The 25,365-nt window shown below is 74.2% G+C and carries 25 protein-coding genes; 7 read left to right on the top strand and 18 right to left on the bottom strand.

Features of this window, described 5'->3' with window-relative positions; all coding sequences use genetic code 11:
* Positions 1 to 276 precede the first annotated feature (276 nt).
* The 8 genes from ACK8OX_RS18815 to ACK8OX_RS18780 all read right to left on the bottom strand — a co-directional run bounded on the left by ACK8OX_RS18815 (position 277) and on the right by ACK8OX_RS18780 (position 6,857).
* Complete coding sequence (locus ACK8OX_RS18815) at positions 277 to 903, bottom strand: ABC-type transport auxiliary lipoprotein family protein (RefSeq protein WP_430665772.1); 627 nt, start codon at positions 901 to 903, stop codon at positions 277 to 279.
* Positions 900 to 1,922, bottom strand: a complete 1,023-nt coding sequence (locus ACK8OX_RS18810) for an MlaD family protein (protein WP_430665771.1) — start codon at positions 1,920 to 1,922, stop codon at positions 900 to 902. Before ACK8OX_RS18810 ends, ACK8OX_RS18815 begins: the two co-directional genes overlap by 4 nt.
* A complete protein-coding gene (locus tag ACK8OX_RS18805) occupies positions 1,922 to 2,683 on the bottom strand; it encodes an ABC transporter ATP-binding protein (RefSeq protein WP_430665770.1) in 762 nt (253 codons plus the stop codon). Before ACK8OX_RS18805 ends, ACK8OX_RS18810 begins: the two co-directional genes overlap by 1 nt.
* A complete protein-coding gene (locus ACK8OX_RS18800) occupies positions 2,680 to 3,777 on the bottom strand; it encodes an ABC transporter permease (protein ID WP_430665769.1) in 1,098 nt (365 codons plus the stop codon). The genes ACK8OX_RS18805 and ACK8OX_RS18800 overlap by 4 nt, the downstream gene beginning before the upstream one ends.
* A gap of 32 nt (positions 3,778 to 3,809) precedes the next feature.
* A complete protein-coding gene (locus tag ACK8OX_RS18795) occupies positions 3,810 to 5,066 on the bottom strand; it encodes a flavin monoamine oxidase family protein (RefSeq protein ID WP_430665768.1) in 1,257 nt (418 codons plus the stop codon).
* Between the two features lie 71 nt (positions 5,067 to 5,137).
* Positions 5,138 to 5,287, bottom strand: a complete 150-nt coding sequence (locus ACK8OX_RS18790) for a hypothetical protein (protein ID WP_430665767.1) — start codon at positions 5,285 to 5,287, stop codon at positions 5,138 to 5,140.
* Positions 5,288 to 5,410: 123 nt separating this feature from the next.
* The gene (locus tag ACK8OX_RS18785; RefSeq protein ID WP_430665766.1) at positions 5,411 to 5,605 is read right to left on the bottom strand and encodes a hypothetical protein; all 195 of its coding nucleotides are present in this window, start codon (positions 5,603 to 5,605) and stop codon (positions 5,411 to 5,413) included.
* A gap of 268 nt (positions 5,606 to 5,873) precedes the next feature.
* On the bottom strand, positions 5,874 to 6,857 hold the full coding sequence (locus ACK8OX_RS18780; RefSeq protein ID WP_430665765.1) for a Tim44 domain-containing protein: 984 nt from the start codon (positions 6,855 to 6,857) through the stop codon (positions 5,874 to 5,876).
* Between the two features lie 112 nt (positions 6,858 to 6,969).
* Here ACK8OX_RS18780 and ACK8OX_RS18775 point away from each other — a divergent pair, with 112 nt between their 5' ends.
* Complete coding sequence (locus ACK8OX_RS18775; protein ID WP_430665764.1) at positions 6,970 to 8,562, top strand: ABC transporter substrate-binding protein; 1,593 nt, start codon at positions 6,970 to 6,972, stop codon at positions 8,560 to 8,562.
* 51 nt (positions 8,563 to 8,613) lie between these two features.
* On the opposite strand, the gene ACK8OX_RS18770 is transcribed toward ACK8OX_RS18775, so the two are convergent.
* The 7 genes from ACK8OX_RS18770 to thrC form a co-directional block, all read right to left on the bottom strand.
* Positions 8,614 to 9,597, bottom strand: coding sequence for a Bug family tripartite tricarboxylate transporter substrate binding protein (locus tag ACK8OX_RS18770; RefSeq protein ID WP_430665763.1), 984 nt, complete (start codon positions 9,595 to 9,597; stop codon positions 8,614 to 8,616).
* A 15-nt stretch (positions 9,598 to 9,612) separates the two neighbouring features.
* Positions 9,613 to 10,827 (bottom strand): CaiB/BaiF CoA transferase family protein, encoded by a 1,215-nt coding sequence (locus ACK8OX_RS18765; protein ID WP_430665762.1) that lies wholly within the window; start codon positions 10,825 to 10,827, stop codon positions 9,613 to 9,615.
* A 73-nt stretch (positions 10,828 to 10,900) separates the two neighbouring features.
* A complete protein-coding gene (locus ACK8OX_RS18760; RefSeq protein ID WP_430665761.1) occupies positions 10,901 to 11,317 on the bottom strand; it encodes a type II toxin-antitoxin system VapC family toxin in 417 nt (138 codons plus the stop codon).
* A gap of 3 nt (positions 11,318 to 11,320) precedes the next feature.
* Positions 11,321 to 11,566, bottom strand: a complete 246-nt coding sequence (locus tag ACK8OX_RS18755) for a type II toxin-antitoxin system Phd/YefM family antitoxin (protein ID WP_430665760.1) — start codon at positions 11,564 to 11,566, stop codon at positions 11,321 to 11,323.
* An 84-nt stretch (positions 11,567 to 11,650) separates the two neighbouring features.
* Positions 11,651 to 12,982 carry a TldD/PmbA family protein gene (locus tag ACK8OX_RS18750; RefSeq protein WP_430665759.1) on the bottom strand — a complete coding sequence of 444 codons (1,332 nt, stop codon included), beginning with the start codon at positions 12,980 to 12,982 and terminating at the stop codon, positions 11,651 to 11,653.
* 46 nt (positions 12,983 to 13,028) lie between these two features.
* Positions 13,029 to 14,294, bottom strand: coding sequence for a M16 family metallopeptidase (locus ACK8OX_RS18745; RefSeq protein WP_430665758.1), 1,266 nt, complete (start codon positions 14,292 to 14,294; stop codon positions 13,029 to 13,031).
* 16 nt (positions 14,295 to 14,310) lie between these two features.
* Positions 14,311 to 15,714, bottom strand: coding sequence for a threonine synthase (gene thrC / locus ACK8OX_RS18740; protein ID WP_430665757.1), 1,404 nt, complete (start codon positions 15,712 to 15,714; stop codon positions 14,311 to 14,313).
* Between the two features lie 168 nt (positions 15,715 to 15,882).
* On the opposite strand from thrC, the gene ACK8OX_RS18735 reads away from it, so the two are divergent.
* Genes ACK8OX_RS18735 through ACK8OX_RS18710 form a run of 6 tightly spaced genes read left to right on the top strand, consistent with a single transcriptional unit; the run spans position 15,883 to position 20,807 of the window.
* Entirely contained in the window at positions 15,883 to 16,260 is a 378-nt protein-coding gene (locus tag ACK8OX_RS18735; RefSeq protein WP_430665756.1) for a hypothetical protein, read from the top strand.
* 55 nt (positions 16,261 to 16,315) lie between these two features.
* A complete protein-coding gene (locus ACK8OX_RS18730) occupies positions 16,316 to 16,846 on the top strand; it encodes a metallophosphoesterase family protein (RefSeq protein WP_430665786.1) in 531 nt (176 codons plus the stop codon).
* A 13-nt stretch (positions 16,847 to 16,859) separates the two neighbouring features.
* Positions 16,860 to 17,975 carry an ABC transporter ATP-binding protein gene (locus tag ACK8OX_RS18725; RefSeq protein WP_430665755.1) on the top strand — a complete coding sequence of 372 codons (1,116 nt, stop codon included), beginning with the start codon at positions 16,860 to 16,862 and terminating at the stop codon, positions 17,973 to 17,975.
* A gap of 30 nt (positions 17,976 to 18,005) precedes the next feature.
* A complete protein-coding gene (locus ACK8OX_RS18720; RefSeq protein ID WP_430665754.1) occupies positions 18,006 to 19,157 on the top strand; it encodes an extracellular solute-binding protein in 1,152 nt (383 codons plus the stop codon).
* Positions 19,158 to 19,176: 19 nt separating this feature from the next.
* Positions 19,177 to 19,998, top strand: a complete 822-nt coding sequence (locus tag ACK8OX_RS18715; RefSeq protein ID WP_430665753.1) for an ABC transporter permease — start codon at positions 19,177 to 19,179, stop codon at positions 19,996 to 19,998.
* Entirely contained in the window at positions 19,995 to 20,807 is an 813-nt protein-coding gene (locus ACK8OX_RS18710; RefSeq protein WP_430665752.1) for an ABC transporter permease, read from the top strand. The genes ACK8OX_RS18715 and ACK8OX_RS18710 overlap by 4 nt, the downstream gene beginning before the upstream one ends.
* Before the next feature lie 6 nt (positions 20,808 to 20,813).
* On the opposite strand, the gene ACK8OX_RS18705 is transcribed toward ACK8OX_RS18710, so the two are convergent.
* From ACK8OX_RS18705 to lysA, 3 genes are read right to left on the bottom strand one after another with little or no spacing between them, the layout of a single operon-like run.
* Positions 20,814 to 21,389 carry an MOSC domain-containing protein gene (locus ACK8OX_RS18705; RefSeq protein ID WP_430665751.1) on the bottom strand — a complete coding sequence of 192 codons (576 nt, stop codon included), beginning with the start codon at positions 21,387 to 21,389 and terminating at the stop codon, positions 20,814 to 20,816.
* The gene (locus tag ACK8OX_RS18700; protein ID WP_430665750.1) at positions 21,389 to 24,004 is read right to left on the bottom strand and encodes a DUF4175 domain-containing protein; all 2,616 of its coding nucleotides are present in this window, start codon (positions 24,002 to 24,004) and stop codon (positions 21,389 to 21,391) included. The genes ACK8OX_RS18705 and ACK8OX_RS18700 overlap by 1 nt, the downstream gene beginning before the upstream one ends.
* Positions 24,004 to 25,344, bottom strand: a complete 1,341-nt coding sequence (gene lysA / locus ACK8OX_RS18695; protein ID WP_430665749.1) for a diaminopimelate decarboxylase — start codon at positions 25,342 to 25,344, stop codon at positions 24,004 to 24,006. The genes ACK8OX_RS18700 and lysA overlap by 1 nt, the downstream gene beginning before the upstream one ends.
* Positions 25,345 to 25,365 lie beyond the last annotated feature (21 nt).

Below are 25,365 nucleotides of genomic sequence, written 5' to 3'. Positions count from 1 at the left end.
CCACACAACTTCGTGTTTCCGCCGGATGCGCGTGACGGCTCGTCCCCTGTTCCGGATTGCCCGGAGAAGGAAGCGGCCGTCCTGGCTGCGTTGGGATCGAGACGGGACGCGGCCCCGTGCTCGGTTGTGAGAATGCGCCCCGATTCGTGCGAGAAGAGTTAACGGGACCTGAGGTGCCGTCGAATTCCCGAGACGCACGCGCAGGCCATGCGACAGCCTGCGTCGGCTCGGCCGGTCAGGGCGGGACGGGCGCTGTCTCGCCCGCAATCCTTGCCGCTATCTTGCCGCGACCGCAGCGCCGCCGAGGCCGGCGAGCGTCGCCTCGAGCCGCCCGAAGGCCTGGCCCAGCGCCGCCCCCATCGCCAGCGCCATCGCCGGCGCATCGGCCGCCGGCGCCAGCGGCGCCGACCCCGCCACCTCGAAGGGCCGCAGCACGCGGGAGGAAAGGCGTTCCTCCCGCAGCAGCACGCCGGCCAGCGCCGCACGCGCCTCCCCGGCCGCCGGTGCCGCCTCCAGCACGGTCAGCTGCGCTTCCAGCACCAGCGACGCCTCGGCCCGGCTGCCGGGCGCCACCACCGCGGCGAACAGGCCGGAGGCGCCGAGCCAGCCGCGCAGCGCGGCCTCCGCCAGGTCGGCCGGCGGGGCGATCCATTCCTCATAGGGCAGGATGTCGAAGGCGCCGTCCGCGCGCTGCCGGCGCAGGCCGAGTTCCTGCAGCCCGGGGATGGCGCGGATGCGGCGCAGCAGCAGCACCGGCGCCCCGGGCCGCGGCGCATCCGCCGAGGGGCGTCGCGGCGCCAGCGGGAAGCGGCGCACCGGCACGTTCGGCCGGTCCGGGAAGATGCCGCCGCAGGCCCCGAGCAGGAGCGGCGGCAGCGCCAGCAGCAGGCGGCGCGCGGTCACCGGCGGCGATCCGGCGTCGGCGGCGCGCCGAACAGCGCCTGGCTGGGCGAGGCGCGGAGCTGTTCGGCCGTGGCGCGCAGGCTGGCCGTGGTGGCGCGCAGGTCGATCAGGATGGGCAGCAGCTCGGCCTGGACGTCCACCGTCGTCTCCCGTGCGGCGCGCATCGTGCGCTCGAACCCGTCCACCGCGCCGGGCAGGCGCTGCGCGGTGCGGCGAAGCTCGGTCGCGGCGGCGGAGGCGCTGGCCAGCGCGTTCCGCAGCTCCGGCCCCGCCACCGCGGCGCGCAGCGCATCCGCCGTGGCGCGGAACTCGGCCAGCGTGCCGGCCAGGTCCCCCTCCTCCACCGCGCGGCGCAGCGCGGCCATGGTGGCCGCGGATTCGCGCAGCGTCCGCGCCAGGTCGCCGTCCGAGGTCTGGTGCGCCACATTCGCCAGCACCGCGGCGCCGTCGTTGATGATCTGCTCCAGCGGCACGCTCGCCAGCCGTTCCATCAGCTGTTCCGCCGCGCCGCGCACCTGCGCGACGGTGGAGGGCACGGCCGGCACCACCGGGTTGCGCGGCGTCCAGGGCACGGGCGGCGGCGGGAAGCGCTGCGGGCTGACGAAGTCCAGCTCCACGTAGTTCACGCCGGTGATGCCCTGCGCGGTGATACGCGCGCGCAGGCCGGAAGCGATCATCTGCGGCAGCGGCGGCGAGGACTGGAGCATCCGCTGCTCGATCGCGAAGCGCACCAGCACCATCTGGAAGTCGGCCGCCTCCTCCGGCCGGCGGGAGGCGGCCTGGGCGCGGGGATATTCCGCCCCCGTCAGCCCGATCTCCGTCACCCGGCCGACGGGCACGCCGCGGTAGCGCACGGCGGCGCCGACATCGAGGCCCTGCACCGATTCGCTGGTGTAGGTCTCGACCAGCACCGTCGGCCCGCCGCGCCCGCCGGCGAGGAAGATGACGAACCCCACCGCGAGCAGCGCGCCGGCGATCACCAGGATGCCGACGCGCAGATACAGCGTGCGCCCCGCCATCACGCGGCCTCCCGCCGGAAGAAGGCGCGCACGGTCGGGTGCGTGCTCTCGTCGTGCAGCCGCTGCGGGCTGCCTTCCGCGATCATCCCCTTCGCCTCCCGGTCGAGCATGATGCAGCGGTCGCCGATCGCGAGGATGGAGGCGAGCTCGTGCGTCACCACCACGAAGGTGGTGCCGAGCGACCGCGCGAGGTCGCGGATCAGCGCATCGAGCCCCGCCGAGGTGATGGGGTCGAGCCCGGCCGAGGGCTCGTCGAGGAACAGCACCGGCGGGTCGAGGGCGAGGGCGCGGGCGATGCCGGCCCGCTTCAGCATCCCGCCCGAGACCTGGGATGGCAGGCGGTTCGCGGCCTCGGACAGGCCGACCAGGCCGAGCTTGGCGCGCGCCACCTCGGCCCGCGCGGCGGCGGGAAGGGTGGTGTGCTCGGCCAGCGGCATCTCGACATTCTCCTGCAGGGTCTGGGACCCGAACAACGCGCCCTGCTGCCACATGACGCCGATCCGCTTCAGCAGGGCAAGGCGGGCCGCGCCCTCGGTGGACCACATGTCGGTGCCGAGGATGGAGATGCGGCCCTTCGCGGGCGGCACCAGCCCGATCATCAGCTTCAGCAGCGTGGACTTGCCACAGCCCGACCCGCCGAGGATGACGAACACCTCCCCCGCGCGCACGTCGAAGGACACGCCGCGGAACAGCACGTTGGCGCCGAAGGCGGCGGTCACGTCTCGCACCTCGATGACGTTGCCGGCCGGCGCCCCGCTCACAGCCCGAGCCTCTCATAGGCGACGGCGAAGATGCCATCGAGCACGACGATGGCGACGATGCCACCCACCACCGCGCCGGTCGCGGCATCGCCCACCGCCCGCGGCCCGCTGCCGGCGCCGAGCCCCGCCCGGCAGCCGATCGCCGCGATGGCGAGGCCGAACACCACCGCCTTGGCCAGGCCGCCGAGCAGGTCGCTCAGCGCCACGAAGCCGCGCAGCTGCTGCGAGACGGTGGCCAGCGGGAAGCCGAACAGCCCCATGATGGCGGCCATCCCCGCCAGCCCCGCCAGCGTCAGCAGCAGCGACAGCACCGGCATCACCAGCATCCCCGCCAGCACACGGGGCAGCACCAGCAGCGCCATCGGGTCGATGCCCATGATCCGCAGCGCCGCCACCTCCTCGTTCACCGTCATGGTGCCAAGCTCGGCGGCATAGGCGCTGCCGGTGCGCCCGGCCAGGATGACGCCCGCCATCAGCGGCCCGAGTTCGCGCAGCAGCGAGATGCCGACGAGGTTCGGCACGAAGACCTCCGCCCCGAAGCGGCGCAGCGGGATGGCGGACTGGAAGGCCAGGATCACGCCCAGCAGCACGCCCAGCAGCACCGCCAGCGGGAAGGCGCGGGTGCCGGCCTCGTCCAGGTGGCGCAGCAATTCGCGCCAGCGCAGCCGGCCCGGCCGCAGCAGCGTCAGCAGGCCGGTGGCGATCACCTCCCCCAGGAAGGCGACCGAATCGAGAAGGCCGCGGCCCGCGCGCACCGCCGCACGGCCGACCAGCGCGAGCGGCGGCAGCCGCGGCTCCGGCTTCGGGCGGGGCGCGGCCAGCGCGGCGCGCACGCGGTCCAGCACCGCGGCCACCGGCGGGCCGGCATTGCGCAGCGCGCCCGGCCCCGCCACCGCCTCCGCGCTCAGCAGCAGCGTCGCCCCGGTGGTGTCGAGCGCGGTGACCGCCGCGAGGTCGATGGCGGCGCTGCCGCGCGCCTCGGCCAGCAGCCCTTCCCACAGCCGCGCGGCCGCGGCCGTGTCGATGCGGCCGGCCAGCGCGACGACCTTCCCCGCGCCATCCTCCCGCATCTCGAGCGTCGCTGCATCCGCCATGGTTGCCTTGTCGCCCCTCGCCCCGCCCGGGATCAAGCCGGCACGCCCAGCGCGGCGCGCGCCGCCGCCTCGCCGGAGATCCAGGCGCCGCCGACCGTGCCGGACAGGGTGGGGTGGCAGGCTTCCCCCGCCAGGCAGAGCCGCCCCCCAGCCAGCGGCCGCGCCAGCACCGCCCGCGCGCCGGCGCGGCCGACCCGCGCATGGGTGTAGACGCCGCGCGCCAAGGGGTCGCGCCCCCAGCGCGACACCAGCGCGCCGGGGCGGAAGGCGCGCGGCGCGGCATGGCCGAAGCGGCGGGCCAGTTCCGCGCGCATGAAGGCCTCGGCCGCGCCGTCGCCTTCCGCCTCCAGCGCCGCCGCGGTGCCGCCGCCGACATGGCAGGCGACGTGGTCGTGGCCGAAGGGCCAGAAGCCCATGGTCACCAGGTCCTCGCCCGGCGCCACGCGGCGGTCGATGGATGTGAAGGGCGCGATGCCCAGTCGGTCCGGCCCCGCCGCGCGCAGCCCCACCTTCAGCACGCCGCCGAGCGGCAGGTCCGCCGCCGCCTGCCGCACCTCCGCGGGCAGCGGCGGGTCGAAGCGGATCGCATCCCCGGCAAGCAGGGCCGTGGGCAGGGTGCAGACGACGGCGCGGGCGCGCAGCGTCCCGAAGTTGCCTTCCGCCACCGCCGCCCGCCCGCCCCAGCGAAGCCGCGCCACGGTCGCGTCGCAGGCGACCGGCAGGCCCTCGGCCAGCCGCGCGACCAGCGCGGCCATGCCGCCTTCGGGCAGCAGGTTGCGTCCGCCCAGCAGGTTCGCCTGGTAGTCGGCCAGGCTCATCCCCGCCAGCGGCGCGGCGCAGATGATGTCCCCCTGCCAGGCCGCGATGGTCGCATCCCAGGGGCCGCCGCGGGGCGCGGCCTCCGCCACGGCGATGTCGGGCCCGCCCGCGGCGGCGCGGGCGGCCAGCGTCGCCTCGAAGGCGGCGAAGGCGGCGTCGTACTCGGCCGTCTCGGCCGGCGTCGCGGGGCGGCCGTCGATCCAGGTCGCCTCCTGTCGCAGCGCGTCCGCATCGGCCAGCCCGATGCCGAGCCCGGGGGCGAGATGGGCGAGGGGGTTGGCCTCCGCATCGTGCAGCCAGCGCGCGCCGAGGTCGAAGGGCGCGCCGAGCGAGTGATCCGTCTCCACCCGCCCGCCGATCCGCCCGCGGGCTTCCAGCACCTGCACCGTGGCGCCGGCCGCGCGGGCCAGCCGCGCGGCCGCGATGCCGGCGACCCCGGCACCGATGACGAGGAGATCGGGATCGGACATGCCGGCGTCATCTGGGGAGGCGCGGCGCGGCGGCGAGGGGGCGGCCCCGCCATCGCGCCAGGGATCACGCGCTATCGCAGCGCCAGCGCCAGGAGGACGACCACCGGGCCCGCGATGGCGAGGACCACGCCCACACGCAGCAGCAGCATCGCGAAGCGTACCAGCGTCAGCGCCAGGAGGGAGCGTTGCTCCGCCACCCCTGCCTTCGTGATCCGCTCCACCGGTTGCATGCCGCCCCGCATCTTCCGCGCAAGGGGCGATCAAAGCGCGCGAAGGGCCCCGGCGTCCAGCGCGAAGGCGCGCACCCTTCCCGCGCAACCCATGGGAAGGGGCGTGGCGGGCCGTCAGCCGCCCGCGACGACCTGCGGGCGCGGCGAGAAGGCCAGCGCCGCGGCCCAGAGGCCGGTCGCGAGCGCCAGCACGCCGAAGCCCGTCGCGGCGAACAGGCCGGTGAGGCCGAGGCCGAGGACGAGCACCGCAAGGACGCTCGACATCCCGGCCAATGCGGAGAAGCCGGCCACCAGGCAGAGCGCGATCATCACGGCGACGTTCCCCTTCCTTGCTGTGGCCCTGTGGCTGCCCCGTGACGGGCTATATGGCACGATTGAGCCGTATACGCCTTTTTCTTGCCATTTTCCGGGCCGCCTTGCCAAGCAAGAAAACGCGAGAGCCGCAGACGGGCGACGCTACTCCTGGTTGCATCCGGGTGTCGAGCCTGCCGCCCACCGTGGCATGGCATGAAAAAGGGGGAGGGAAGCGCCCGCTTCCCTCCCCCTTCTCGGGGCTTTCGGTCCGGCTTCGCCCGGATCAGCCGGTCTGCTGGATCGCCGAGAGGATCCAGGCCGTGCCCGGGCGCCGGGTGAAGGTCCAGAGCTCCGTCACGGTCTGCCGCTGCGTCGCATTGCCTTCCACCACGCGGCCGGCCGCATCCGTCGTCACGTCCAGCAGCGAGAAGCGCATCGCGACGGTGGCATAGTCCTGGCCGTTCTCCTGCCAGGCCTCGGACAGGTCGCCGGCTTCCAGCGACACGTCCTTCGTCGCGTTGGTCCAGCCGCGCGCCCGCAGGTCGCCCAGGTCCTGGGCGAAGTGGTTGGTCATCTCCGGCGTGGAGAGCCGGCGGAGCGCGTCCAGGTCCTGGCGGGACCAGGCCGCGTTCACCTCGACCAGGCTGCGCTCGAAGGCCTGGAAGTCGCCCTCGGTCAGCTGGATCGGGCGGCTGGCCGGCGCGGCGGCGCCCACCCCGGTCATGCCGCCGGCGGCGCCATGGGCGCCGGGTCGGGGGCCGCCCTGCATCTCCCGCGCATAGCCGGCGGGGCCGGCGGCGAGCGCCGGGCGGCGGTTACCGCGCACCAGGCGCAGCACCAGCCAGACCAGCCCGCCGATCAGCGCGACCTGCAGCAGCAGGCCGAGGAAGCCGGCGAAGCCCGCCAGCCCGCCGAACAGGCCCGCGCCGGACAGCAGGCCGAACAGGCCGGCGCCGAGCAGGCCGCCCATCAGACCCGCCATCAGCGGGTTGCGGCTGAAGAAGCTGCCGGCCGGCGCCGCGGCCGGGCGCGCCGCGCCGGGCTGCGCCACCCCCGGGGTGGGGCGGGCCGGGCTCGTCTCCGTCCGGTCGAACTGGCGGGCCGTGCCGGGCGCGGTCTGGGTGGAGGGGGGCGCCGAATAGGTCCGGCTGCCGCGGCTGCCGGAGGAGGAGCCGCCACCCGGCCGCGCCTCGGCGATAGCCGGGGCAAGGGCCAGCGCCACCACGGCGAAGGCGGCGAACAGGGCGGCGGCGGGTCGACGTCGCATGGCGAACAGGTCTCCTGCGTCTTTCATGGCTGCAATATAGTGTGCCTCCTGTCCCATTGCGAATGCCCCCTCCTGGTTCCAGGCTGTGGACGCGACGAATGGGAGAGCATCGATGAGACAGGGCAGATGGGCCGCCGCCGCCGTTGCAGCGGGGCTGCTGGCGGCGGGCGCCGCCGCGGCGCAGCCGGCGCCGAACCGGGTGCTGCGGATGGCGACGAGCGTGGATGCCGCCACGCTCGATCCGCACGCCACCAACGCGCTGTTCACCTTCCTGGTGGTTCACCAGGTCTATGAGGGGCTGACCTGGCGGGGCGACGACCTGAAGGTGCATCCCGGCCTGGCCGTGAGCTGGGAACAGGTGGAACCCACCCGCTGGCGCTTCCGCCTGCGGGAGGGCGTGCGCTTCGCGGGCGGCGAGGCCTTCGACGCCGACGACGTGGTGTTCAGCATCCAGCGCGCCCTCGCGCCCACCTCCAACTACGGGATCTTCGTGGACACCGTGCTGGCCGCCGAGGCGCGGGACCCGCTGACGGTGGACATCGTGACGCGCGTGCCCGACCCCGTGATCCCGGACAAGATGACGCGCGTGATGGTCATGGACCGCGGCTGGTCCGAGGCGAACCGCGCGACCGTGCCGCAGAACTTCGCCCAGCGGGAGGAGATGGCCACCGTCCGCAGCGCCAACGGCACCGGCCCCTATGTCATCCGCTCGCGCGAGGCGGAGAGCCGCACGGTGATGGTGCGCAACCCCAACTGGTGGGGCAACGGCAACGGCGCCTCGCGCGGGAACGTCACCGAGTACCACCACATCACCCTCACCTCGGACGCGACGCGCATGGCGGCGCTGCTCTCGGGCGAGGTGGACTTCGTGCATGTGGTGCCGGTGCAGGACGTGGCGCGCGTGCAGCGCGACCCGCGGCTGCGCATCCTGGAAGGGCAGGAGAACCGCACCGTCTGGATCGGCATGCGGCAGGATGCCGACGAACTCGCCGGCAGCGACGTGCGCGGCCGCAACCCGTTCCGCGACCTCCGCGTCCGCCAGGCGGTGGCGCATGCGCTCGACCTCGACGCGCTGCGGCGCACCACGCTGCGCGGCCAGGGCGTGCCGACCGGCAGCATGTGGACGCAGTTCGTCAATGGCTGGTCGCAGGAGAGCGACCGCCGCACCCCCTACGACCCCGCGCGCGCCCGCGCCCTGCTGGCCGAAGCGGGCTACCCCAACGGCTTCTCGGTGCCGATGGAATGCCCGGTCGGCACCTATGACGAGGCCTGCCAGGCAGTGGCGGCGATGCTGGCGCGCGTCGGCATCCGCGCGGCGCTGACCATCCACCCCAACGCCATCTTCAGCCAGCGCGTCCGCCGGCAGGAGCCGATGATGTACATGCTGAGCTGGGGCGTGCCGACCTTCGATGCCAGCTACACGCTGCGCGCCATCATGGCGTCCCGCAGCATCGGCGGCGCCGCCACCTGGAACGCCGGCGGCTGGAGCAACGAGCGCTTCGACGCGCTGCTGCCCCGCATCGACGCCGAGGGCGACCCCGAACGCCGCCGCGCGCTGATCCGGGAAGCCCATGCGCTGCACAACGCCGAGCTTGGCCATGTGCCGCTTTACCACATGATGATCCCCTGGGCGCACCGCGCGGGCGTGCAGGTGACGCACCGCGCCGACAACCAGTTCCAGGTGCGCGAGATCCGGGTGGAATAGGCCGCACCCGCGTCCCTCTCCCGCTCGCGGGGGAGGGACGCGGGCCGCGCGCTACTGCATCTCGATGTTGGAATCCCGCGCGACGCGCTGCCACTTCGCCAGGTCGGCCGCCACCAGCTCCGCCAGGCGCGACGGCGGCGCGGGCGGCGCAGCTTCCAGGTTCTGCGAGGTGAGCCGCGCGGCGAAGGCCGGGTCGGCCAGCCAGCGGTTCATCTCGCGGTTCCAGAACTCCGTCGCCTCGCCCGCCAGCCCCGCCGGGCCGAACATCGCGATCCAGGCCTGCGCCTGGAAGTCCCGCAGCTCCGGCACGCCCGTCTCGGGCATCGAGGGCAGGTCCGGCGCCAGCGCGGACCGCGTGCCCTGCACCACCGCAAGCCCCCGCACCCGCCCGCCCTGCACCTGCGGCAGCGCGCTCGTCATCGCATCGATCATCACGGCGAGCCGCCCGGTCGAGAGGTCGAGCAGCGCCGCGCCGCTGCCGCGATAGGGCACCGATTCCACCCGCGCCCCGGTCAGCTGGCCGAACAGCTCCGTCGTCAGATGCGCCAGCGTGCCCACGCCGGGATTGCCGGCGCTGAAGCGCCCGGGGCTGGCGCGCAGCACCGCGATCGCCTCCGCCAGGTTGCGTGCCGGGAAATCGGGCGCCACCGCGAAGACATAGCCCGTCCACCCGATGAGCGAGACCGGCGCCAGGTCGCGCGCGGGGTCATATGGCAGGTTGCGGATCAGCGCCGGGTTCACCACCACGGGCGACAGCGACGTCACCAGCAGCGTGTAGCCATCCGGCCGCGCCGTGGTCACCGCCTGCACGCCGATCGCGCCCGACCCGCCGGCCCGGTTCTCCACCACGATCGACAGGTTCAGCCGGCGCTGCGCTTCCTCCGCCAGGACGCGGGCGGTCAGGTCCGCCGCGTTGCCGGGCGGGAAGGGCACCACCATCCGCACGGGGCGCGACGGATAGGGCTGCGCCAGGGCGGGCCACGCCGCCGCGCAGGCGAGCACGAGGCCGAGCAGGGTACGCTTGATCCGCTTCATTCCGTTCCTCCCGTTTCAGGTCACGATGCGTCTTGCGCGCAGCTCCTGCAACCGATCGTCGTCGATGCCGATGCGCGACAGCACCTCGGCCGTGTCGGCGCCGAGCGCGGGCGCCGCGTGCCGGGGCGGGGCGGCGTCGCCGAAGCGCAGCGGGCTGGCCAGCATCGTCACCGGCGGCCCGCCCTCGCGCCGCTCGAACTCGGCCACGCCGCCGCGTTCCCGCACGAAGGGGTTGGCCAGCGCCTGCGCCACGTCCAGCACCGGCGCGGCGGGCACGGTGCCGCCCAGCACCTCCATCCATTCCGCCGTGTCGCGCGCCGTCAGCGCGGCATCCAGCGCCTCCGTCAGCGCGTCGCGGTTGGCCAGCCGGGTGGCGAAGCTGTCGAAGCGCGGGTCGGCGGCGAGGTCGGGGCGGCCGATCCGGTCGCAGAGCAGGCGGAAGAACTTCTCCTTCTGGCACATCAGGAAGATCCACCCGTCCCGCGTGCGGTAGAGCTGCGACGGCGAGAGGGAGAGGTGCGCGCCGCGCTTCTGCCGCGTCGGAACGTCGCCCGCGCCGAGGTGCCAGGCCGCCTGGTAGGTCAGGTTGTGCAGCGCCGTGTCGAACAGGTTCACGTCCACGTCCCGCCCGCGCCCCGTCGCCCGCGCGCCGACCAGCGCGGCGACGAGCGCGAGCGAGGCCATGGCGCCGGTCATCATGTCGATGATCGAGACGCCGCAGCGCGCCGGCGGCCCGTCCGGCTCGCCCGAGAGCGACAGGTACCCGGCCTCCGCCTGCATCAGGAAGTCGTAGCCCGGCCAGGCGGCGCGCGGGCCGTCGCGCCCATAGGCCGACAGATGCGCGCAGACGATGGCGGGGTTGGCGTCCCGCAGGTCGGCGTAGGTCAGGCGCAGCTTCGCCGGCAGGTCGCCGCGCAGGTTGTCGTAGACCGCATCGGCATGGGCGACGAGGCTGCGGAAGACCGCCTGCCCCTCGGGCTGCTTCAGGTCGATGCCGATGCTGCGCTTGTTGCGGTTGAAGGCCTGGTAGAAGTGGCTGTCGCCCGGCCCGTGGAAATGCGGCCCGACCCCGCGGGAGATATCGCCCCCCTCGGCCGGGTTCTCGATCTTGATGACCTCAGCGCCGAGGTCGCCGAGCAGCATGGAGCCGAAGGGCCCCGCGCCATACTGCTCGACCGCGAGGATGGTGACGCCGTCGAGCGGCAGGGGCGCGGCCTGCGTGTCGGGCAAGGGGACGGGTCCTCCGCTGTCGTGCTTCGAAGCGGTAGCATGCACCGGATCGGTTGTCCGGACAAATGCCCGGTCAGGCGTGCCGCAGGCCGACGCCTTCCGGCCCGGCGGCGCGGATCAGCGCCTCGTCGCGGGTGGCCAGCGGCAGGCCGAGGCGCCGGGCGCATTCCAGGCAGGACGCATCATAGGCCGTGAGGGCGTGGCGGCGGGCGAGGTCGAGGACGGGGCCGAGCGCCTGGGTTGCGCTCATCGGCTCCACCTCGCAGGGGATGGCCAGCACCTTCGCCAGCGTGGCGGACAGGTTGCCCTGGCCGATCCGGCCCCGGCGCTCCCCCTGCCGCAGCATGTTGGACACCTCGACCGGCCAGAGGGCCGGAACGACGATGCCGTCCCGCATCACCGCCGCATAGAGCGCGTCCGCGGCGGGGCTCGCCTCGTCGGCGAAGACGAAGGCCGCGACCCAGGATGTGTCGAGGACGATGGCCGGCACCCGTCAGCGCCTGCCTTCGTCCCGCAATTCCTTCCAGGAAATGCCGTCCAGGCGGTTGCGGTCGCGCGTGGCGCGCATCTCCTCCACCGCCGCCGCGATCTCCTCCTCGGTCAGCTTCCGCCGCGGCATGGCGGGCGCGAGGGTGGCGACCGGGCGGCCGCCTTCGGTCACGGTCAGGGTCTCGCCCTGCCGGATGCGGTCCAGCAGGTCCTTCCATTCGGGGCGCGCTTCCACCGTGCCGTCCATCATCCAGCCTCCCGCAGCGGCGGCGGAGACTAGCGCCTGATCGGCGAAGGCGGAATCGCCGAAGCAGTGATCCGGGCGCCGCGCGCCTCAGGCGCCGGCCAGCGTCAGCCCCTCCAGCCGGATCGTCGGCGCGTCGCTGCCGCGGCGGAACACCAGGTCGTCGGCCGGCGTCAGGTGCAGGAACATGTCCTTCAGGTTGCCGGCGATGGTGATCTCGCTCACCGGCTCGGCCAGGGCGCCGCCGCGGATCATGAAGCCGGCCGCGCCGCGGCTGTAGTCGCCGGTCACGCCGTTCACGCCCATGCCGATGAGGTCGGTGACGTAGAGCCCTTCCGCGATGTCGGCCATCAGCTGCGCCGGCGTCAGCGCGCCCGGCTCCAGCCACAGGTTGGTCGGCGCCGGGCCGGGCGGGCCGCCGGTGCCGCGGCTGGCATGGCCGGTGGATTGCAGGCCGAGCTGCCGGGCGCTGCGCCAGTCCAGGATCCAGGAGGTCAGCACCCCGTCCTCGACGATGGCGCGCGGCGTGCCCGCCATTCCCTCCCCGTCGAAGGGGCGGGACCGCAGGCCGCGCCGGCGCGTCGGGTCGTCGCGCACCGTCAGCCCCTTCGCCAGCACCTGCTGCCCCAGGCTGTCGCGCAGGAAGCTGGTGCCGCGCGCGACGGCGGCGCCGTTGATCGCGCCGGCGAGGTGCCCGAGCAGCGAGGCGCTGACCCGCGGGTCGAACACCACCGGGATGCGCGCCGTCCTCGCCCGCACCGGGTTCAGCCGCGCCACCGCCTTCTCGGCCGCCTTCCGCCCGATCGTCGCCGCGTCGTCGAGATCGGCGAGATGCACGACCGAGGACCATTCGTAGTCCCGCTCCATCGCCGTGCCGCTCCCCGCCAGCGCGGTGCAGGACAGGCTGTGGGAACTGCGCGAATAGGCGCCCGCGAAGCCCGCCGAGGTCACCAGCGCGATCCGCACCCGCCCCCAGGATGCATCCGCCCCTTCGCTGTTGGTCACGCCCTTCACCGCAAGCGCCGCGTCCTCGGCCGCCGCCGCGCGGGCGATCAGCGCCTCGGCCGCGGGTTCCTGCCCGTCGTCGAGGTCGAGCGGCGCGGCGTCGCGCAGGGGGTCGAGGCGGTCGGCCAGGCCCCCATGCGGGTCCTCCGGCACCACCCGCGCCATCGCCACCGCGCGTTCGGCCAGTTGCGCGAAGCCCTTCGGGTCGGGGTCGGTGGTCGAGACGATGGCCTGCCGCCCGGCCACGAAGACGCGCAGGCCGAGATCCACGCCCTCCGCCCGCTCCAGCTGCTCGATCCGGCCGAGCCGGCGGGAGACGGAGAGCGAGGCATTGGCGACATGCAGCGCATCCGCCGCATCCGCCCCCGCGCGCTTCGCCGCGGCGACGAGGTCGGAGAGGGTGTTCAGCTCGTTCATGGCGCGGGTCCCGGTGGCGACGAAAGTGGCAGGGCGGGGCGGAGGGTCAGGCCGCCAGTTTCTCCGCGATCCGCGGCAGCGCCGGCACCTTGCCCGCGGGGCCGAGCGCGGTCAGCGTCGGCGCGGCGCGGAACATGCGCGCGGCCGCCTGCTGCACCTGCTCGACCGTGACCGCGGCGATCCGCGCCTTGGTCTCCTCCACCGGGATGATGCGGCCATGCACCTGCAACTGGCGGGCGAGCTGCTCGCAGCGGCTGCCGGTGCTCTCGAGCGACATCAGCAGGCTCGCGCGCAGCTGCGCCTTGGCGCGGTCCAGCTCGTCCCGCGTCACGTCGGCCTGGACGCGGCGCAGCTCCTCCAGCGCCACCGGCACCAGCTCCTCCGCCTGGTCCTCGCCGGTGCCGGCATAGATCGCGAAGAGCCCGCCATCCTGGAAGGGAGAGGCGAAGCTGTAGATGGAATAGACCAGCCCGCGCTTCTCCCGGATCTCCTGGAACAGGCGCGAGGACATGCCGCCGCCGAGCAGGGTGGAGAGCACCTGCGTCGGCGTGTGCAGCGGGTCCGTCGCGGAGACCGAGGGGAAGCCGAGGACGAGGTGGACCTGGTCGAGGTCGCGCTCCTCGCGGAACTCGCCGCCGGTGTAGCGCGCGGGCTCGGCCGCCGGCTCCCGGCAGGCGGGCAGGTCGGCGAAATGCGCCTCTGCCATGGCCAGCAGGTCGGCATGCTCGATCGCGCCGGCGGCGGCCAGCACCATCCGCGTCGGGCCGTAATGGGCGCGCATGTAGCCGGTCAGCGCCTCGCGGCTCATCGCCTTGATGGTGTCCTCGGTGCCCAGCACCGGGCGGCCCATCGCCTGGCTGGCATAGGCGGTGGCCTGGAAATGGTCGAAGACGATGTCGTCGGGCGTGTCGTTGGCCTGCCCGATCTCCTGCAGGATCACGCCGCGCTCGCGCTCCAACTCCTCCGGCACGAAGGTGGAATGGCTGAGGATGTCGCCCAGTATGTCGGCGGCCAGCCCCGCATCCTCCTTCAGCACCTTGGCGTAGAAGGCGGTGTTCTCGCGCGAGGTGTAGGCGTTCAGGTGCCCGCCCACATTCTCGATCTCGCGCGCGATGGCCGCCGCGTCGCGGCGCGCCGTGCCCTTGAAGGCCATGTGCTCGAGGAAGTGGGACACGCCGTTCTCCGCCGCGCGCTCGTGGCGGGTGCCGGCATCGACATAGGCGCCGATCGAGACGGTCTCGACCCGCGGCATCCTCTCGGAGACCACGGTCAGGCCGCTGTTCAGGCGGGTGAGCTGGATGGCGTCGTTCATTCTGTTCCTGGCGCGGTCAGGCCGCGTTGCGAAGGACATGGCCGCGCACGAAACCCTCGACCGCGCGGAGGTCGGAGGGCAGCCGTGTCAGGCGCTCGGGCCTCTCATATAGGTCGGCCAGGCGCAAAGGCAGCGGCGGCGTCAGGCCGGTGGCGCGGCGCACGGCATCGGGGAACTTGGCCGGATGCGCGGTGGCCGCCACCACGATGGGGATCGCGGGATCGACGGGCGGCACGGCACGGGCGGCGGCGGTGCCGATGGCGGTGTGGGGGTCCGCCAGGTAGCCCTGCCGGAACAGCCGTCCCATCTCCTCCAGCGTGCCGGCATCGTCGAGCGCGAAGCCGCGGAAGATCTGGGTGGCCGCCTGCCACGCCCCGTCGGGCACGGGCATCCGCCCCTCGGCCCGGAAGCGGCGCATGGTCGCCGCCGTGGCCGCCGGGTCGCGGCCCAGCAGCTCGAACAGCAGGCGTTCGAAGTTGGAGCTGACCTGGATGTCCATCGACGGGGAGAGCGAGGGCTCCACCGCGCGGGCGGTCATGTCGTTGTTGGCCAGGAAGCGCACCAGGATGTCGTTGCGGTTCGAGCCCACGATGAGCTGCGCGATCGGCAGCCCCATCCGCCGCGCCGCCCAGGCGGCCAGGACGTTGCCGAAATTGCCGGTCGGCACGCTGAACGCCACCTCCCGCTCCGGCGCGCCGAGCGCGAGGGCCGCGGCGACGTAGTAGGGGATCTGCAGCGCGACGCGCGCCCAGTTGATGGAATTCACCGCCGCCAGCCGCATCTCGGTGCGGAAGGGCGCATCGGCGAACATCGCCTTCACCAGGTCCTGGCAGTCGTCGAAGGACCCGTCGATGGCGAGGTTGGCGACGTTCCCCGACGTCACGGTGGTCATCTGCCGCCGCTGCACCTCGCTGGTGCGGCCTTCGGGGTGGAGGATCACGATGTCCACCGCCGCCCGGTCCCGGCAGGCCTCGATGGCGGCGGAGCCGGTGTCGCCCGAGGTGGCGCCGACGATGGTCACCCTCTCCCCGCGCCGCGCCAGCGTCACGTCGAACAGGCGGCCGAGCGCCTGCATCGCCATGTCCTTGAAGGCGAGCGTCGGGCCGTGGAACAGCTCCAGCGCGAAGACGCGGTGGTCGAGCTGGACCAGCGGGCAGACGGCGGGGTGGCCGAAGCCGGCATAGGCCTCCGCCAGCAGCGGCCGCAGCACCGCCTCCCCCGGCTGGCCGCCGGTGAACAGCGCCAGGATGCGGGCGGCGAGTTCGGGATAGGGCAGGCCCCGCATCGCCCGCCATTCGGAGGCGGTGAGCACCGGCCAGCTCTCGGGCAGGAAAAGCCCCCCGTCCTCGGCCAGGCCGGCGAGGAGGACCCCTTCGAAGTCGCGCGGCGGGGCCTCGCCGCGGGTGGAGATGTAGCGCATGGGGGCGGAAGGTAGTCCGGCCCGCGCCCGGCGGCGAGGGGGGCGCGCCGGCCCGGCCCGGAGCCGCCCGTGTCGGCGCGGCTTCGGACCATTTCGCGCGCGTTTGATGCTGCGGCGCCACGCCGCGGGTGTAGTCAGCCGGTCCGGACCCGCATCGAGGAGCCCCCCATGCCCAGGATGGTCGCCATCGCCGCCGCGCTGCTGCTCGCGGCCTGCACCGGCGCGGCGGACGACGCGGCGCAGTCCGACATCGAGGCGGCGCGCGCGGTGACGATGTCCGGCCCCGCCGTCTCGTGGGAGGCGCTGGGTGTGCATCCGGGCCTGCAGGCCCGCGCCTGCGGCGTGAGCACGCTGGTCACGGCCGGGGGCGAGGTGGTGGGCTACTGCACCGGGGGGCGCCGCTGCCGCACCATGGACTGGCGCCCGGTGGAGGATGGCTGCGGCAACGTCGCGCAGCGCCGCACCCTGCCGGCGCCCGCCATGCCGCCGGCCGAGCCCCCGCGCAGCGCCGAGCCCCCGACCGGCCTGATGGCCGGCCGCCGCTGACCGTGCCGGCGGCCCGTGGCATGCTGCCCGCAACCCCGCCACCCCCGGAGGCAGGCTGACCGTCTTCTTCACCAGCGACACGCATTTCGGCCATGCCGGGGCGCGCGGCCTCTACCGCCGGCCCTTCGCCACGGTGGCGGAGATGGACGCGGCGATGGAGGCGCGCTGGAACGCCGTGGTCGGCCCGCGGGACGAGGTCTGGCACCTCGGCGACGTCGCGGTCGGGGTGAAGCCGGCCGCGCTGGCCGAGCTTCTCGGCCGGCTGAACGGGCGCAAGCACCTGGTCGCCGGCAACAACGACCCGCCGGCGACCACCACGCTCGCCGCCTGGGCCAGCGTGCAGCCCTATGCCGAGATCGAGGTGGAGGGCCGGCACCTCGTGCTGTGCCACTACGCCTTCCGAAGCTGGCGCAACATGCATCGCGGCTGGCTGGACCTGCACGGCCACAGCCATGGCCGCCTGGCGCCGCTGCCGCGGCAGGCGGATGTGGGCGTGGATGCGCGGGACTTCCGCCCGGTGACGCTCGGCGAGCTCTTTCCGCCCGGGCGGCGCGGCGCGCTGGCGGCGCGCGGGGCGGCGCGCTAGCCTCGGCGGCGGGATGGAAGCGCAACGGACAAGGCGGGGCGTGCCGCTGGCGGTGGAGGGGCTGGAGGTGGCCTATGGCCGCGACCCGGTCCTGCACGGCGTCTCGCTCTCGGTGGAGGCGGGGGAATTCGTCGCCCTCCTCGGCCCCTCGGGCTGCGGCAAGACCACGCTGCTGCGCGCCGTCGCGGGCTTCGTGCAGCCATCGGGCGGGCGGGTTCTGGCCGGCGGGCGCGACATCACGCGCGAACCCCCCGAACGGCGCGGCGCCGCGATGGTGTTCCAGAGCTACGCGCTCTGGCCGCACATGAGCGTGGCGAGGACCATCGGCTACGGCCTGTCCGTGCGCGGCTGGGACAGGGCGCGCATCGCCGCCCGCGTCGAGGAGATGCTGCGCCTGCTGCGGCTGGAGGGGCTCGGCGCGCGGCTGCCCGCGCAGCTGTCCGGCGGGCAGCGGCAGCGTGTCGCGCTCGGCCGCGCGCTGGCGGTGGACCCGGAGATCCTGCTGCTGGACGAGCCGATGTCGAACCTCGACGCCCGCGTGCGGGAAGGCGTGCGGCACGAGCTGCGCGCGCTGCAGCAGGCGCTCGGCATCACCGCCATCCATGTGACCCATGACCGGGAGGAGGCGATGATCATGGCGGACCGCATCGTCATCCTCGAAGGTGGGCGCATCGCGCAGGCGGGCCCGCCGGAGGAACTGTGGGCGCGGCCGGCCAATGCCTATGTCGCCGACTTCCTCGGCGCCACCAACCGCCTGTCGCTGCGGATGCTGCCCGGCGCGCTGGCCCAGGGGTCGGAAGGGGAAGCGCCGATGCGCGCCGACCCGGCCCGCGCCCCGCCCGCCGGCCCGGCCCGGGTGCTGTTCCGGCCGGAGGAAGGGCGCATCCTGGCCGAGGGCGAATCGCTGCACGGCCTGGTCTTCCGCGGCACCGTCGCCCATTCGGCCTATCCCGGCGGTCGCTGGCGCGCCGCCATCCGCGTGGGCGCGGAGGAGGTGCTGGTGGATGCGCCGGACCGCATCGCGCCGGGCCAGCCCGTGCGGCTCGGCATTCCCGCCGCGGCCGCGCACCTGTTCGCCGACACCGGACCGACGCCGGCCCGTCACACGGCCGAAACCACCGCAGGCTAGCCGGAAGAAGCAACCCGAGGAGGCACCGCCATGCATCGTCGCCACATCCTGCTGGGCACCGCCGCCATCGCCGCGGCGCCCGTCCTTCCCGCCGCCGCGCAGGGGCGCGTCACGCTCAACGTGCTGACCGCGGGCGACCAGAACATGGTGGACTACGTCACCGACTATCTCGGCCCGCTCTTCACCCGGCAGAACCCGGGCGTGACGGTGCGCGCCATCGGCACCGGCCCGGGCGACGCCGGCAGCCAGCGCATCTGGGAAAGGCTGGAGGCGCAGCGCCGCGCCGGCAGCGGCAGCGTGGACGTGGATGTCGCGGTGGTCCACCAGACCATGGCCGGGCGCATGGTGGCGGAAGGCCTGCTGGCGCGCTTCCGCGACCAGGCGGCGACCGGGAACCTGGCCACCAGCGCGGTGACGCGCAACGCGCTCGGCCAGAACGTCGACGGCTTCGTGATGCCGATGTTCAACAGCCAGGTGGCCATCGCCTACAACCCCGCCCGCGTGCAGAACCCGCCCGCCAGCTTCGAGGCGCTGGAACAGTGGGCGCGGCAGAACCCCCGCCGCTTCGGCTACAACGGCATCCGCGGCGGCATGTCGGGCGTCGGCTTCGTGTTCGGCTGGGCCTACGCCTTCGGCCCCGATCAGAGGCGCCTGATCGAGGGACCCTTCGACGCCGAGGCGATCGGCGCCCTGACCCCCGCCCTCCAGCGCCTGCGGGAGTTCAACCGCAACGTCACCATCACCCCGGGCAATGCCGGCACGCTCGATGCGCTGAACCGCGGCGAGATCGACATGGGCCCGGTCTGGATGGACATGTTCTACACCTGGCAGGCGGAAGGCCGGCTCTCGCCCAACCTGCGCCTGGTGCTGCCGGAGACCGGGCTGCCCGGCCAGCCGATGTACTACGTCATCCCCGCCCGCGCCGCGAATGCCGACGTGGCGCGCCGCTTCATCGAACTCGCCACCAGCCCGCCGGTGCAGGCCGAGGGCATCGTGCGCCGCTTCAACTGGCTGCCCGGCATCGACGCGCAGCATGTCCAGCAGCACCTGGACCAGCAGACCTGGAACCGCCTGTTCCGCGACGTGGGCCCGGACCAGCTGGCGCGCGGCGCGCGGCCGATGCCGCAGGCCGATTTCATGCGCGCCATCCAGGAGGCGTATGAGAGGGTGGTGCTGAATTGAGGCTGGCGGAGGCGGGCGCGTGACCCGCCTGTTCCCCTACCTGCTGCTGGCGCCCGCGCTGTTCGTCGTGGGCGCCTTCTTCCTGCTGCCGCTCGGCCTTTCCGTGCTCGGCGCCTTCGAGGGGCCGGACGGGCCGACGCTGGCGAACCTGCGGCGCGCGGCGGAGCTGTACCGCACCGACCTGCTGTTCACGCTGGTCATCGTCACCGCCTCCACCGCGCTGACCGGGCTCGGCGCGGTGCTGATCGGCGGCTACCTCACTCTCGGGCGGTCGCGCGCGGCGGTGCGGGTGCTGGGCGCGATGTACCGCTGGCCGCTGTTCATCCCCTTCATCGTGGCGGCGCAGGCGATGCGCGGCTTCATCGGCCAGAACGGGCTGATGAACAACACGCTGGTCTGGATCGGCCTGATGCCGCAGGACTGGGCGCAGAGCTTCCTGGACTGGCGCGGCATCGTCATCACCTTCGTCTGGAAGCAGCTTCCCTTCGCGACGCTGCTGGTCGCGGGCGCGATGGCCGCGCTGGACCGCGCGGGGATCGAGGCGGCGCAGAACATGGGCGCGGGGCGGGCGCGCATCCTGGCCGGCATCGTCATCCCGCAGGTGGCGCGCAACATCATGGTGGCGCTGGTGCTGTCCTTCGTCACCATGATGTCGGTGCTGTCCGTGCCGATCATGATCAGCGGCCAGTCGCCCACCATGCTGACGGTGGCGATGGCGTGGCGCATCAACTCGCTCGGCGACTACGGCACGGCCAACGCGCTCGGGCTCATCTCCTGCATGGTCACCGGCCTCGTCGCCTGGGGCTGGCTGCGCCAGGCCGCGAGGGAGCGGGGCGCGTGACCCGCGCCGCTGTGCTGTGGTGGCTGCCGCGCGGCCTGCTGCTCGGCGCCTTCGCCTTCTTCGTCTTCGGGCCGCTGGCGAACCTGCTGCTGTGGAGCGTGGCGGAAGCCTGGTTCTGGCCGAACCGCCTGCCCAGCCAGTACGGCTTCCGCTTCTGGGAACGGGTGTTCCGGCCGGAAGGCCAGGCGATGGAAAGCCTGTGGCTGTCCATCTGGATCGCGGCGCTGACCACCGTGCTGTGCCTTGCCGTCTCGGTCCCCGCGGCCTGGGCGCTGGCCAAGGCGCGGCTGCGCTTCCGGGCGGCCATCCTGCTGCTGTTCCTGCTGCCGCAGGCCTTCCCGAACCTGCCGGTCTACATCAACATCGCCCGCATCTTCTTCGGCCTCGACCTCAACGGCACGGTGGCCGGCGTGGTGCTGGTGCATGCGGCGCACGGGCTGGTCTATTCCATCTGGATCGCGACGGCCGCCTTCTCCGCCATCGACGACGACCTCGAACTCGCCGCCCGCAACATCGGCGCGGGCGCGCTGACCGCCTTCCGCACCGTCACCCTGCCGCTCGCCGCGCCGGGCATCGCGGCCAGCGCGGTCTTCGTCTTCCTGGAATCGCTCGACGAATTCACCGCCAGCTACTTCGTCGGCGCGCCGGAGGTCCGCACCCTGCCGCTGCTGCTGTTCAGCGCGGCGGCCGGCGGCAACATGCAGGTTGCCGCCATCACCGCGCTGATCCTGCTGGTGCCGAGCGTGCTGTTCATGCTGCTGGTCGAGCGCTTCCTGCGCGCGGAGGTGCTGGCGAAGGTGGGGAAGTAGGCCGCGCTACACCACGCCCATCGGCACCCGCGCGCCTTCCGGCATCTCCACCGCGATCGCGTCGCCCGCGCGCACTTCCCCGCCCGCCAGGACGATGCCCATCACCCCGGTCTTGCGGACCAGCCCGCCCGTCGCGTCGCGCCCCAGCGTCGCGGCCATCAGCCCGGGGCGGAAGCGGTCGATCTGGATGCAGGGGTTCCGCAGCCCCGTCACCTCCACCACCGCCGTCTCCCCGATCAGCAGCCGCGCCCCGCGCGGCAGGCCGAGCAGGTCGATCCCCCGCGTCGTGATGTTCTCGCCGAGCGCGGCCGGCCCGACCTCGAACCCCGCCGCCGCCAGCTCCCCGAACAGCTCCGCATGGATCAGGTGGACCTGCCGCAGGTTCGGCGCCGTCGGGTCGCGCGCCACGCGGGACCGGTGCTTCACCGTCACCCCCGCATGGGCATCGCCCTCGACGCCAAGCCCCGGGATCAGCCGGATGGCGCGCTGCGGCTGCTTGCTGAACCGGTGCGACGCATCGCGCGCCACCGCCGCCACCACGCCGCCGGCCATCGGCGCGTCCTGCCCCGGCGCGGCCTCCATCAGAAGCGCCGCAGCAGCCGGTCGATGTAGTCCAGCTCCTCCTGCGGGCGGCCGCGTTCGGCGCCGCGCTTGCGGAGTTCCTCCTGGAGCCGCCGGGTGCGGAGCAGCTCGGCCTCGTCGGGGACGCGGGTGTCGCTGCCGGCATCCTGCGCGCCGGGCGCCTCGCGCGTGCGGCGGCCGAGCGGGTCGCGGCCGGGGCCCTGGTCCTGCGCCTGGTCCTGGCCTTCGCCCTGGCCCTCGCCCTCACCCATCATCTCCCCGGCCTCGTCGCCTTCCTCCTCGCCCTCGCCCTGCTGCTGGCCGAACTGGCGCTGCATCTGCTGCGCCATCTGGCGGCTGCCTTCCTGCAACTCGCGGATGGCGCGCTGCTGCGCCTCCCGCGCGTCGCGGCTTTCGGACAGCGCGTCCTGCGCCTCTCGCATCGCCTGGTCGGCACGGCCGAGCTGGGGCGGGACCTCGCCGGTCAGGTCGCCGAACTGCTGCATCACCTCGCCCAGCGCCCGGCGCAGCGCGCGCTGGGTGCGGGCCTCGCGCCCCGCCTGCTCGCGCGCCTGCGCCTCGGCCCCCTCGCGCTGCTGCTGCAACTGCTGCTGCTGGTTCTGCAGCTGCGGCGACTGGGTCCAGGGGAAGCGGTTGAGCTGCTGCTGGCTGCGCCGTTCGGCGTCGCGCCGCTGCGTCTCGGCCTCGGCGCGGCGGTGGCCGGAATCGAGCATCTCGGTCTGGCGGCGGACCATGTCCTGCACCACGCCCATCTGCTGCTGGCCGCGTTCGCGGCGCTGGCGCTGGCGGTCCTGTTCCTCGTTGCGGGCGGTGCGGCCTTCCTCCAGCGCGCGCAGCATCTCCTCCAGCTCCGCCAGTTCGCGCTGGGCGTCCTGGGTGCGGTCCTGGCGGTTGGCCTCCCGCATGCGGTCGGTGCGGCGGTCCAGCTCCCGCCGGTCCATCAGGCGGTTCTGCGGGTCGAAGGGCATCGCCTCCGCATTCTCCCGCTGGAGCCGTTCGGCCAGGGCCTCCAGATGGCGGCGGATGGCGTCGCGCAGCTCCTGGATGCGGCGCTCCGTCTCGCTCCGCTGCGCCTCGGTCTGCTGGCGGCCTTCCTGCTGTTCGCGGTTCGCCTGTTCCAGCGCCTCGCGCAGGGCCTCGCGCGCCTGGGCCAGGGCGCGGGCGGTGCGCTCCGCCCGGCCTTCCTCGAGCGCGAGCGCCGTCTCCCACATGATCTCCTGCGCTTCCGTCACCGCCTCGGGGCGACGGTCGCGGGTCAGGCGGTGGCGGGCGCTGCGGAGCGCGAGATAAGTGGTCGCGTCGTGTTCGAAGGCGTCGGGCGCATTGGCCAGCCGGTCGAGTTCCCGCCGCGCCTCGGCCCGCGCGGAGGGGTCGAGCGAGAGCGCCTTGCGGAGCGCGATCAGCGCCTGCGCGACCGGGTGGGTGAAGCTGCGCTCGGGCAGGGTCAGCGCCGCGGCCTCGGACCGGCCTTCCTGTTCCGCCCCGTCGCGGGCCAGCAGCGTGACCTCCACCTCGAGCCCCGCCCAGGGATGGGCGGAAAGGTCGGGCCCCACCACGCCGCGCGCCTGCCGCGGCTGGCCGGCGGGCAGGCCGATCTCGATCACATGCGGCGGGGCGTCGGGGCGGGCCTTCAGCCGGATCTCGGCGACCAGCGAGGCGACGCCCCAGTCATCCTCGACCCGCCAGGGGATGCGGATGGCGAGCCCGCGCGGCGCGCGGCCGGGCGCATCGGTATAGGCCGCGACCGGCGGCTGGTCCGCCTGGACCGAAAGCGTCCAGGCCGCGACCTCCGCCCCGTCGCGCCGGATCGCCAGCCGCGCGCCGCGGTCGAGCAGCGCCTCCGCCCCGAAGGAACGGGCGTCGAGCGCGCGGAACGGCGTCGCGGCGGCGCCCAGCAGCAGGTCCGGCACGCCGCCGGTCCCGCCCGAGAGCGAGACCTGCAGGCGGCTGCCCTGCGGCACCGACACCGCGCCGCCGGCGGGGTCGAGGAAGGCGGGCGCCGCGCCGGTATAGGCGGGCGGGGTGATCCAGGCCTCGATCCGCAGCGCCGGCGGGGGCAGGGGGGCGGCGAAGGCGGGGATGACGGCGCGGCGCAGCCTCTCCGGCGCTTCCGGCCCTGCCACCACGAGCGCGGCCAGGAGCGAGAGGCCGAGCGCAGCCCGCAGCGCGATCGGGTCGCGCCTCGCCAGCCCCGGCCGGGGGATGCCGACGCGAAGCCGCCGGATGGACGCCGCGGCGCGGGCGCGATGCACCTCCCACACCGCAAGGGCCATGGGGTCCGACGCCGCGGGGCGGTCCGCCAGCGCGGCCAGCGGCCGGTGCGGCAGGCCGCTGGCCTGTTCCAGCCGCCGGTCGGCGGCATCCGGCGTCGGCAGCGCCAGGCGCCGCGCCCCGCGCCAGGCGGCGTAGGCGACGGCGCCGAGGAAGAGAAGGCCGAACAGCCCCCGCGCCCAGCCCGGCAGCAGCAGCGGCAGGCCGAGCAGCGCGACGGTCAGGAAGGCGGCGGCGGTGCCGAGGGCCGGCCATAGCGCCGGCCATAGCCGTTCCCAGAACAGGGCGAGCCGCGCGAGGGCGCGGCGGCGGGCGAGGGTCTCGAAGGTCCCGCCCGGCGGCATCAGCCCATCCAGTCCGGCAGGCGCTGCCCGGCCAGCAGCGCCTCCTGCGTCTGGCGGGCGCGCACGACCGCGAAGCGGGCGCCGTCCACCAGGACCTCCGCCGCCAGCGGCCTTGCGTTGTAGGTGCTGCTCATCGCCGCTCCGTACGCCCCTGCATCCAGGAACGCGACGAGGCTACCCGGTTCCAGGTCGGGAAGGCCACGGTTTCGCGCGAAGGTGTCGCCCGTCTCGCAGACCGGTCCGACCACGTCGCAGGGGGAGGTGGCGGCGGCGAAGGCGGCCGGCGCCACGGGCACGATGCCGTGCCAGGCCTCGTACATGGCCGGGCGCACCAGGTCGTTCATGGCCGCATCCAGGATGACGAAGCGGCGCGTGGCGGTCCGCTTCTCGATCACGACGGAGGCGAGCAGCACGCCGGCGGGCCCGCAGATCCAGCGCCCGGGCTCCATCATCAGCCGCACGCCGAGATTGCCGAGCGTGGTGCGGATGGCGCCGGCCAGCGCCGCCGGGCTCGGCGCCGGCTCGTGCCGGTAGGGGATGCCGAGGCCGCCGCCGCAATCCACCCGCTCCACCGGCAGGCCCGCCGCGCGCAGCTCCCGCACGAGGTCGGCGAGGTGGCGGTAGGCGGTGGCATAGGCCGCCATGCCCGCGGTGATCTGGCTGCCGATATGCACCGCGACGCCGACCGGGCGGAGCCCCGGCGTGGCGGACATGCGGGCATAGAGCGCGGAGGCGTCGGCGATGGCGACGCCGAACTTGTTCTCGCTGCGCCCCGTCGTGATCTTGGCGTGGGTGCGGGCATCCACGTCCGGGTTCACGCGCAGCGCGACATCGACGGTGCGGCCGAGCGCGGTGGCGGCGGCGGAGATCATCGCGACCTCCTCCGCGCTTTCCGCATTGATCTGGCCGACGCCGCGGCCGATGGCGAAGCGCAACTCGTCCATCGTCTTGCCGACGCCGGAGAAGACGACATGGGCCGGGTCGATGCCGGCCGCCAGCGCCAGGCGCAGCTCCCCTTCCGAGACGATGTCGGCGCCCGCGCCCTCGGCGGCAAGCGTCCTCAGCACGGCGAGGTTGGGGTTGGCCTTGACCGCGAAATGGATGTCGCAGGGCAGCCGCGCTTCCTCCAGCGCGGCGCGCAGCGCGCGGAAGCGGCGGCGCAGCGTGCCGGCGGAATAGACCCAGGCCGGCGTGCCCACCTCCCGCGCGATGCGGGCGAGCGGCACATCCTCCATCGTCAGCCCGTCATGGGCATGGACCGCCAGGTGCGGGCGCTGGGCGAGGAGGTCCGCGAAGGACGGGTCCTCGTCGGTGTCGATCAGGGGTGCGGGGGCGGCCATCCGGCCAAGATGGAGTGGCCG

The sequence above is a fragment of the Falsiroseomonas sp. CW058 genome, assembly GCF_050563535.1.
Lineage (GTDB): Bacteria > Pseudomonadota > Alphaproteobacteria > Acetobacterales > Acetobacteraceae > Falsiroseomonas.
Note: the sequence above shows the minus strand (reverse complement) of the source record. Positions and strands in the feature narration are given on the sequence as shown.

What these genes read in the sequence shown, in the direction of transcription:
- ACK8OX_RS18810 (WP_430665771.1), bottom strand. Translation starts at nt 1,922, where the DNA reads ATGGCGGGGCGCACGCTGTATCTGCGCGTCGGCATCCTGGTGATCGCC.
- ACK8OX_RS18800 (WP_430665769.1), bottom strand. Translation starts at nt 3,777, where the DNA reads ATGGCGGATGCAGCGACGCTCGAGATGCGGGAGGATGGCGCGGGGAAG.
- ACK8OX_RS18795 (WP_430665768.1), bottom strand. Translation starts at nt 5,066, where the DNA reads ATGTCCGATCCCGATCTCCTCGTCATCGGTGCCGGGGTCGCCGGCATC.
- ACK8OX_RS18785 (WP_430665766.1), bottom strand. Translation starts at nt 5,605, where the DNA reads ATGATCGCGCTCTGCCTGGTGGCCGGCTTCTCCGCATTGGCCGGGATG.
- ACK8OX_RS18780 (WP_430665765.1), bottom strand. Translation starts at nt 6,857, where the DNA reads ATGCGACGTCGACCCGCCGCCGCCCTGTTCGCCGCCTTCGCCGTGGTG.
- ACK8OX_RS18775 (WP_430665764.1), top strand. Translation starts at nt 6,970, where the DNA reads ATGAGACAGGGCAGATGGGCCGCCGCCGCCGTTGCAGCGGGGCTGCTG.
- ACK8OX_RS18770 (WP_430665763.1), bottom strand. Translation starts at nt 9,597, where the DNA reads ATGAAGCGGATCAAGCGTACCCTGCTCGGCCTCGTGCTCGCCTGCGCG.
- ACK8OX_RS18755 (WP_430665760.1), bottom strand. Translation starts at nt 11,566, where the DNA reads ATGATGGACGGCACGGTGGAAGCGCGCCCCGAATGGAAGGACCTGCTG.
- ACK8OX_RS18750 (WP_430665759.1), bottom strand. Translation starts at nt 12,982, where the DNA reads ATGAACGAGCTGAACACCCTCTCCGACCTCGTCGCCGCGGCGAAGCGC.
- ACK8OX_RS18745 (WP_430665758.1), bottom strand. Translation starts at nt 14,294, where the DNA reads ATGAACGACGCCATCCAGCTCACCCGCCTGAACAGCGGCCTGACCGTG.
- thrC (WP_430665757.1), bottom strand. Translation starts at nt 15,714, where the DNA reads ATGCGCTACATCTCCACCCGCGGCGAGGCCCCGCCGCGCGACTTCGAA.
- ACK8OX_RS18735 (WP_430665756.1), top strand. Translation starts at nt 15,883, where the DNA reads ATGCCCAGGATGGTCGCCATCGCCGCCGCGCTGCTGCTCGCGGCCTGC.
- ACK8OX_RS18725 (WP_430665755.1), top strand. Translation starts at nt 16,860, where the DNA reads ATGGAAGCGCAACGGACAAGGCGGGGCGTGCCGCTGGCGGTGGAGGGG.
- ACK8OX_RS18720 (WP_430665754.1), top strand. Translation starts at nt 18,006, where the DNA reads ATGCATCGTCGCCACATCCTGCTGGGCACCGCCGCCATCGCCGCGGCG.
- ACK8OX_RS18705 (WP_430665751.1), bottom strand. Translation starts at nt 21,389, where the DNA reads ATGGAGGCCGCGCCGGGGCAGGACGCGCCGATGGCCGGCGGCGTGGTG.
- ACK8OX_RS18700 (WP_430665750.1), bottom strand. Translation starts at nt 24,004, where the DNA reads ATGCCGCCGGGCGGGACCTTCGAGACCCTCGCCCGCCGCCGCGCCCTC.
- lysA (WP_430665749.1), bottom strand. Translation starts at nt 25,344, where the DNA reads ATGGCCGCCCCCGCACCCCTGATCGACACCGACGAGGACCCGTCCTTC.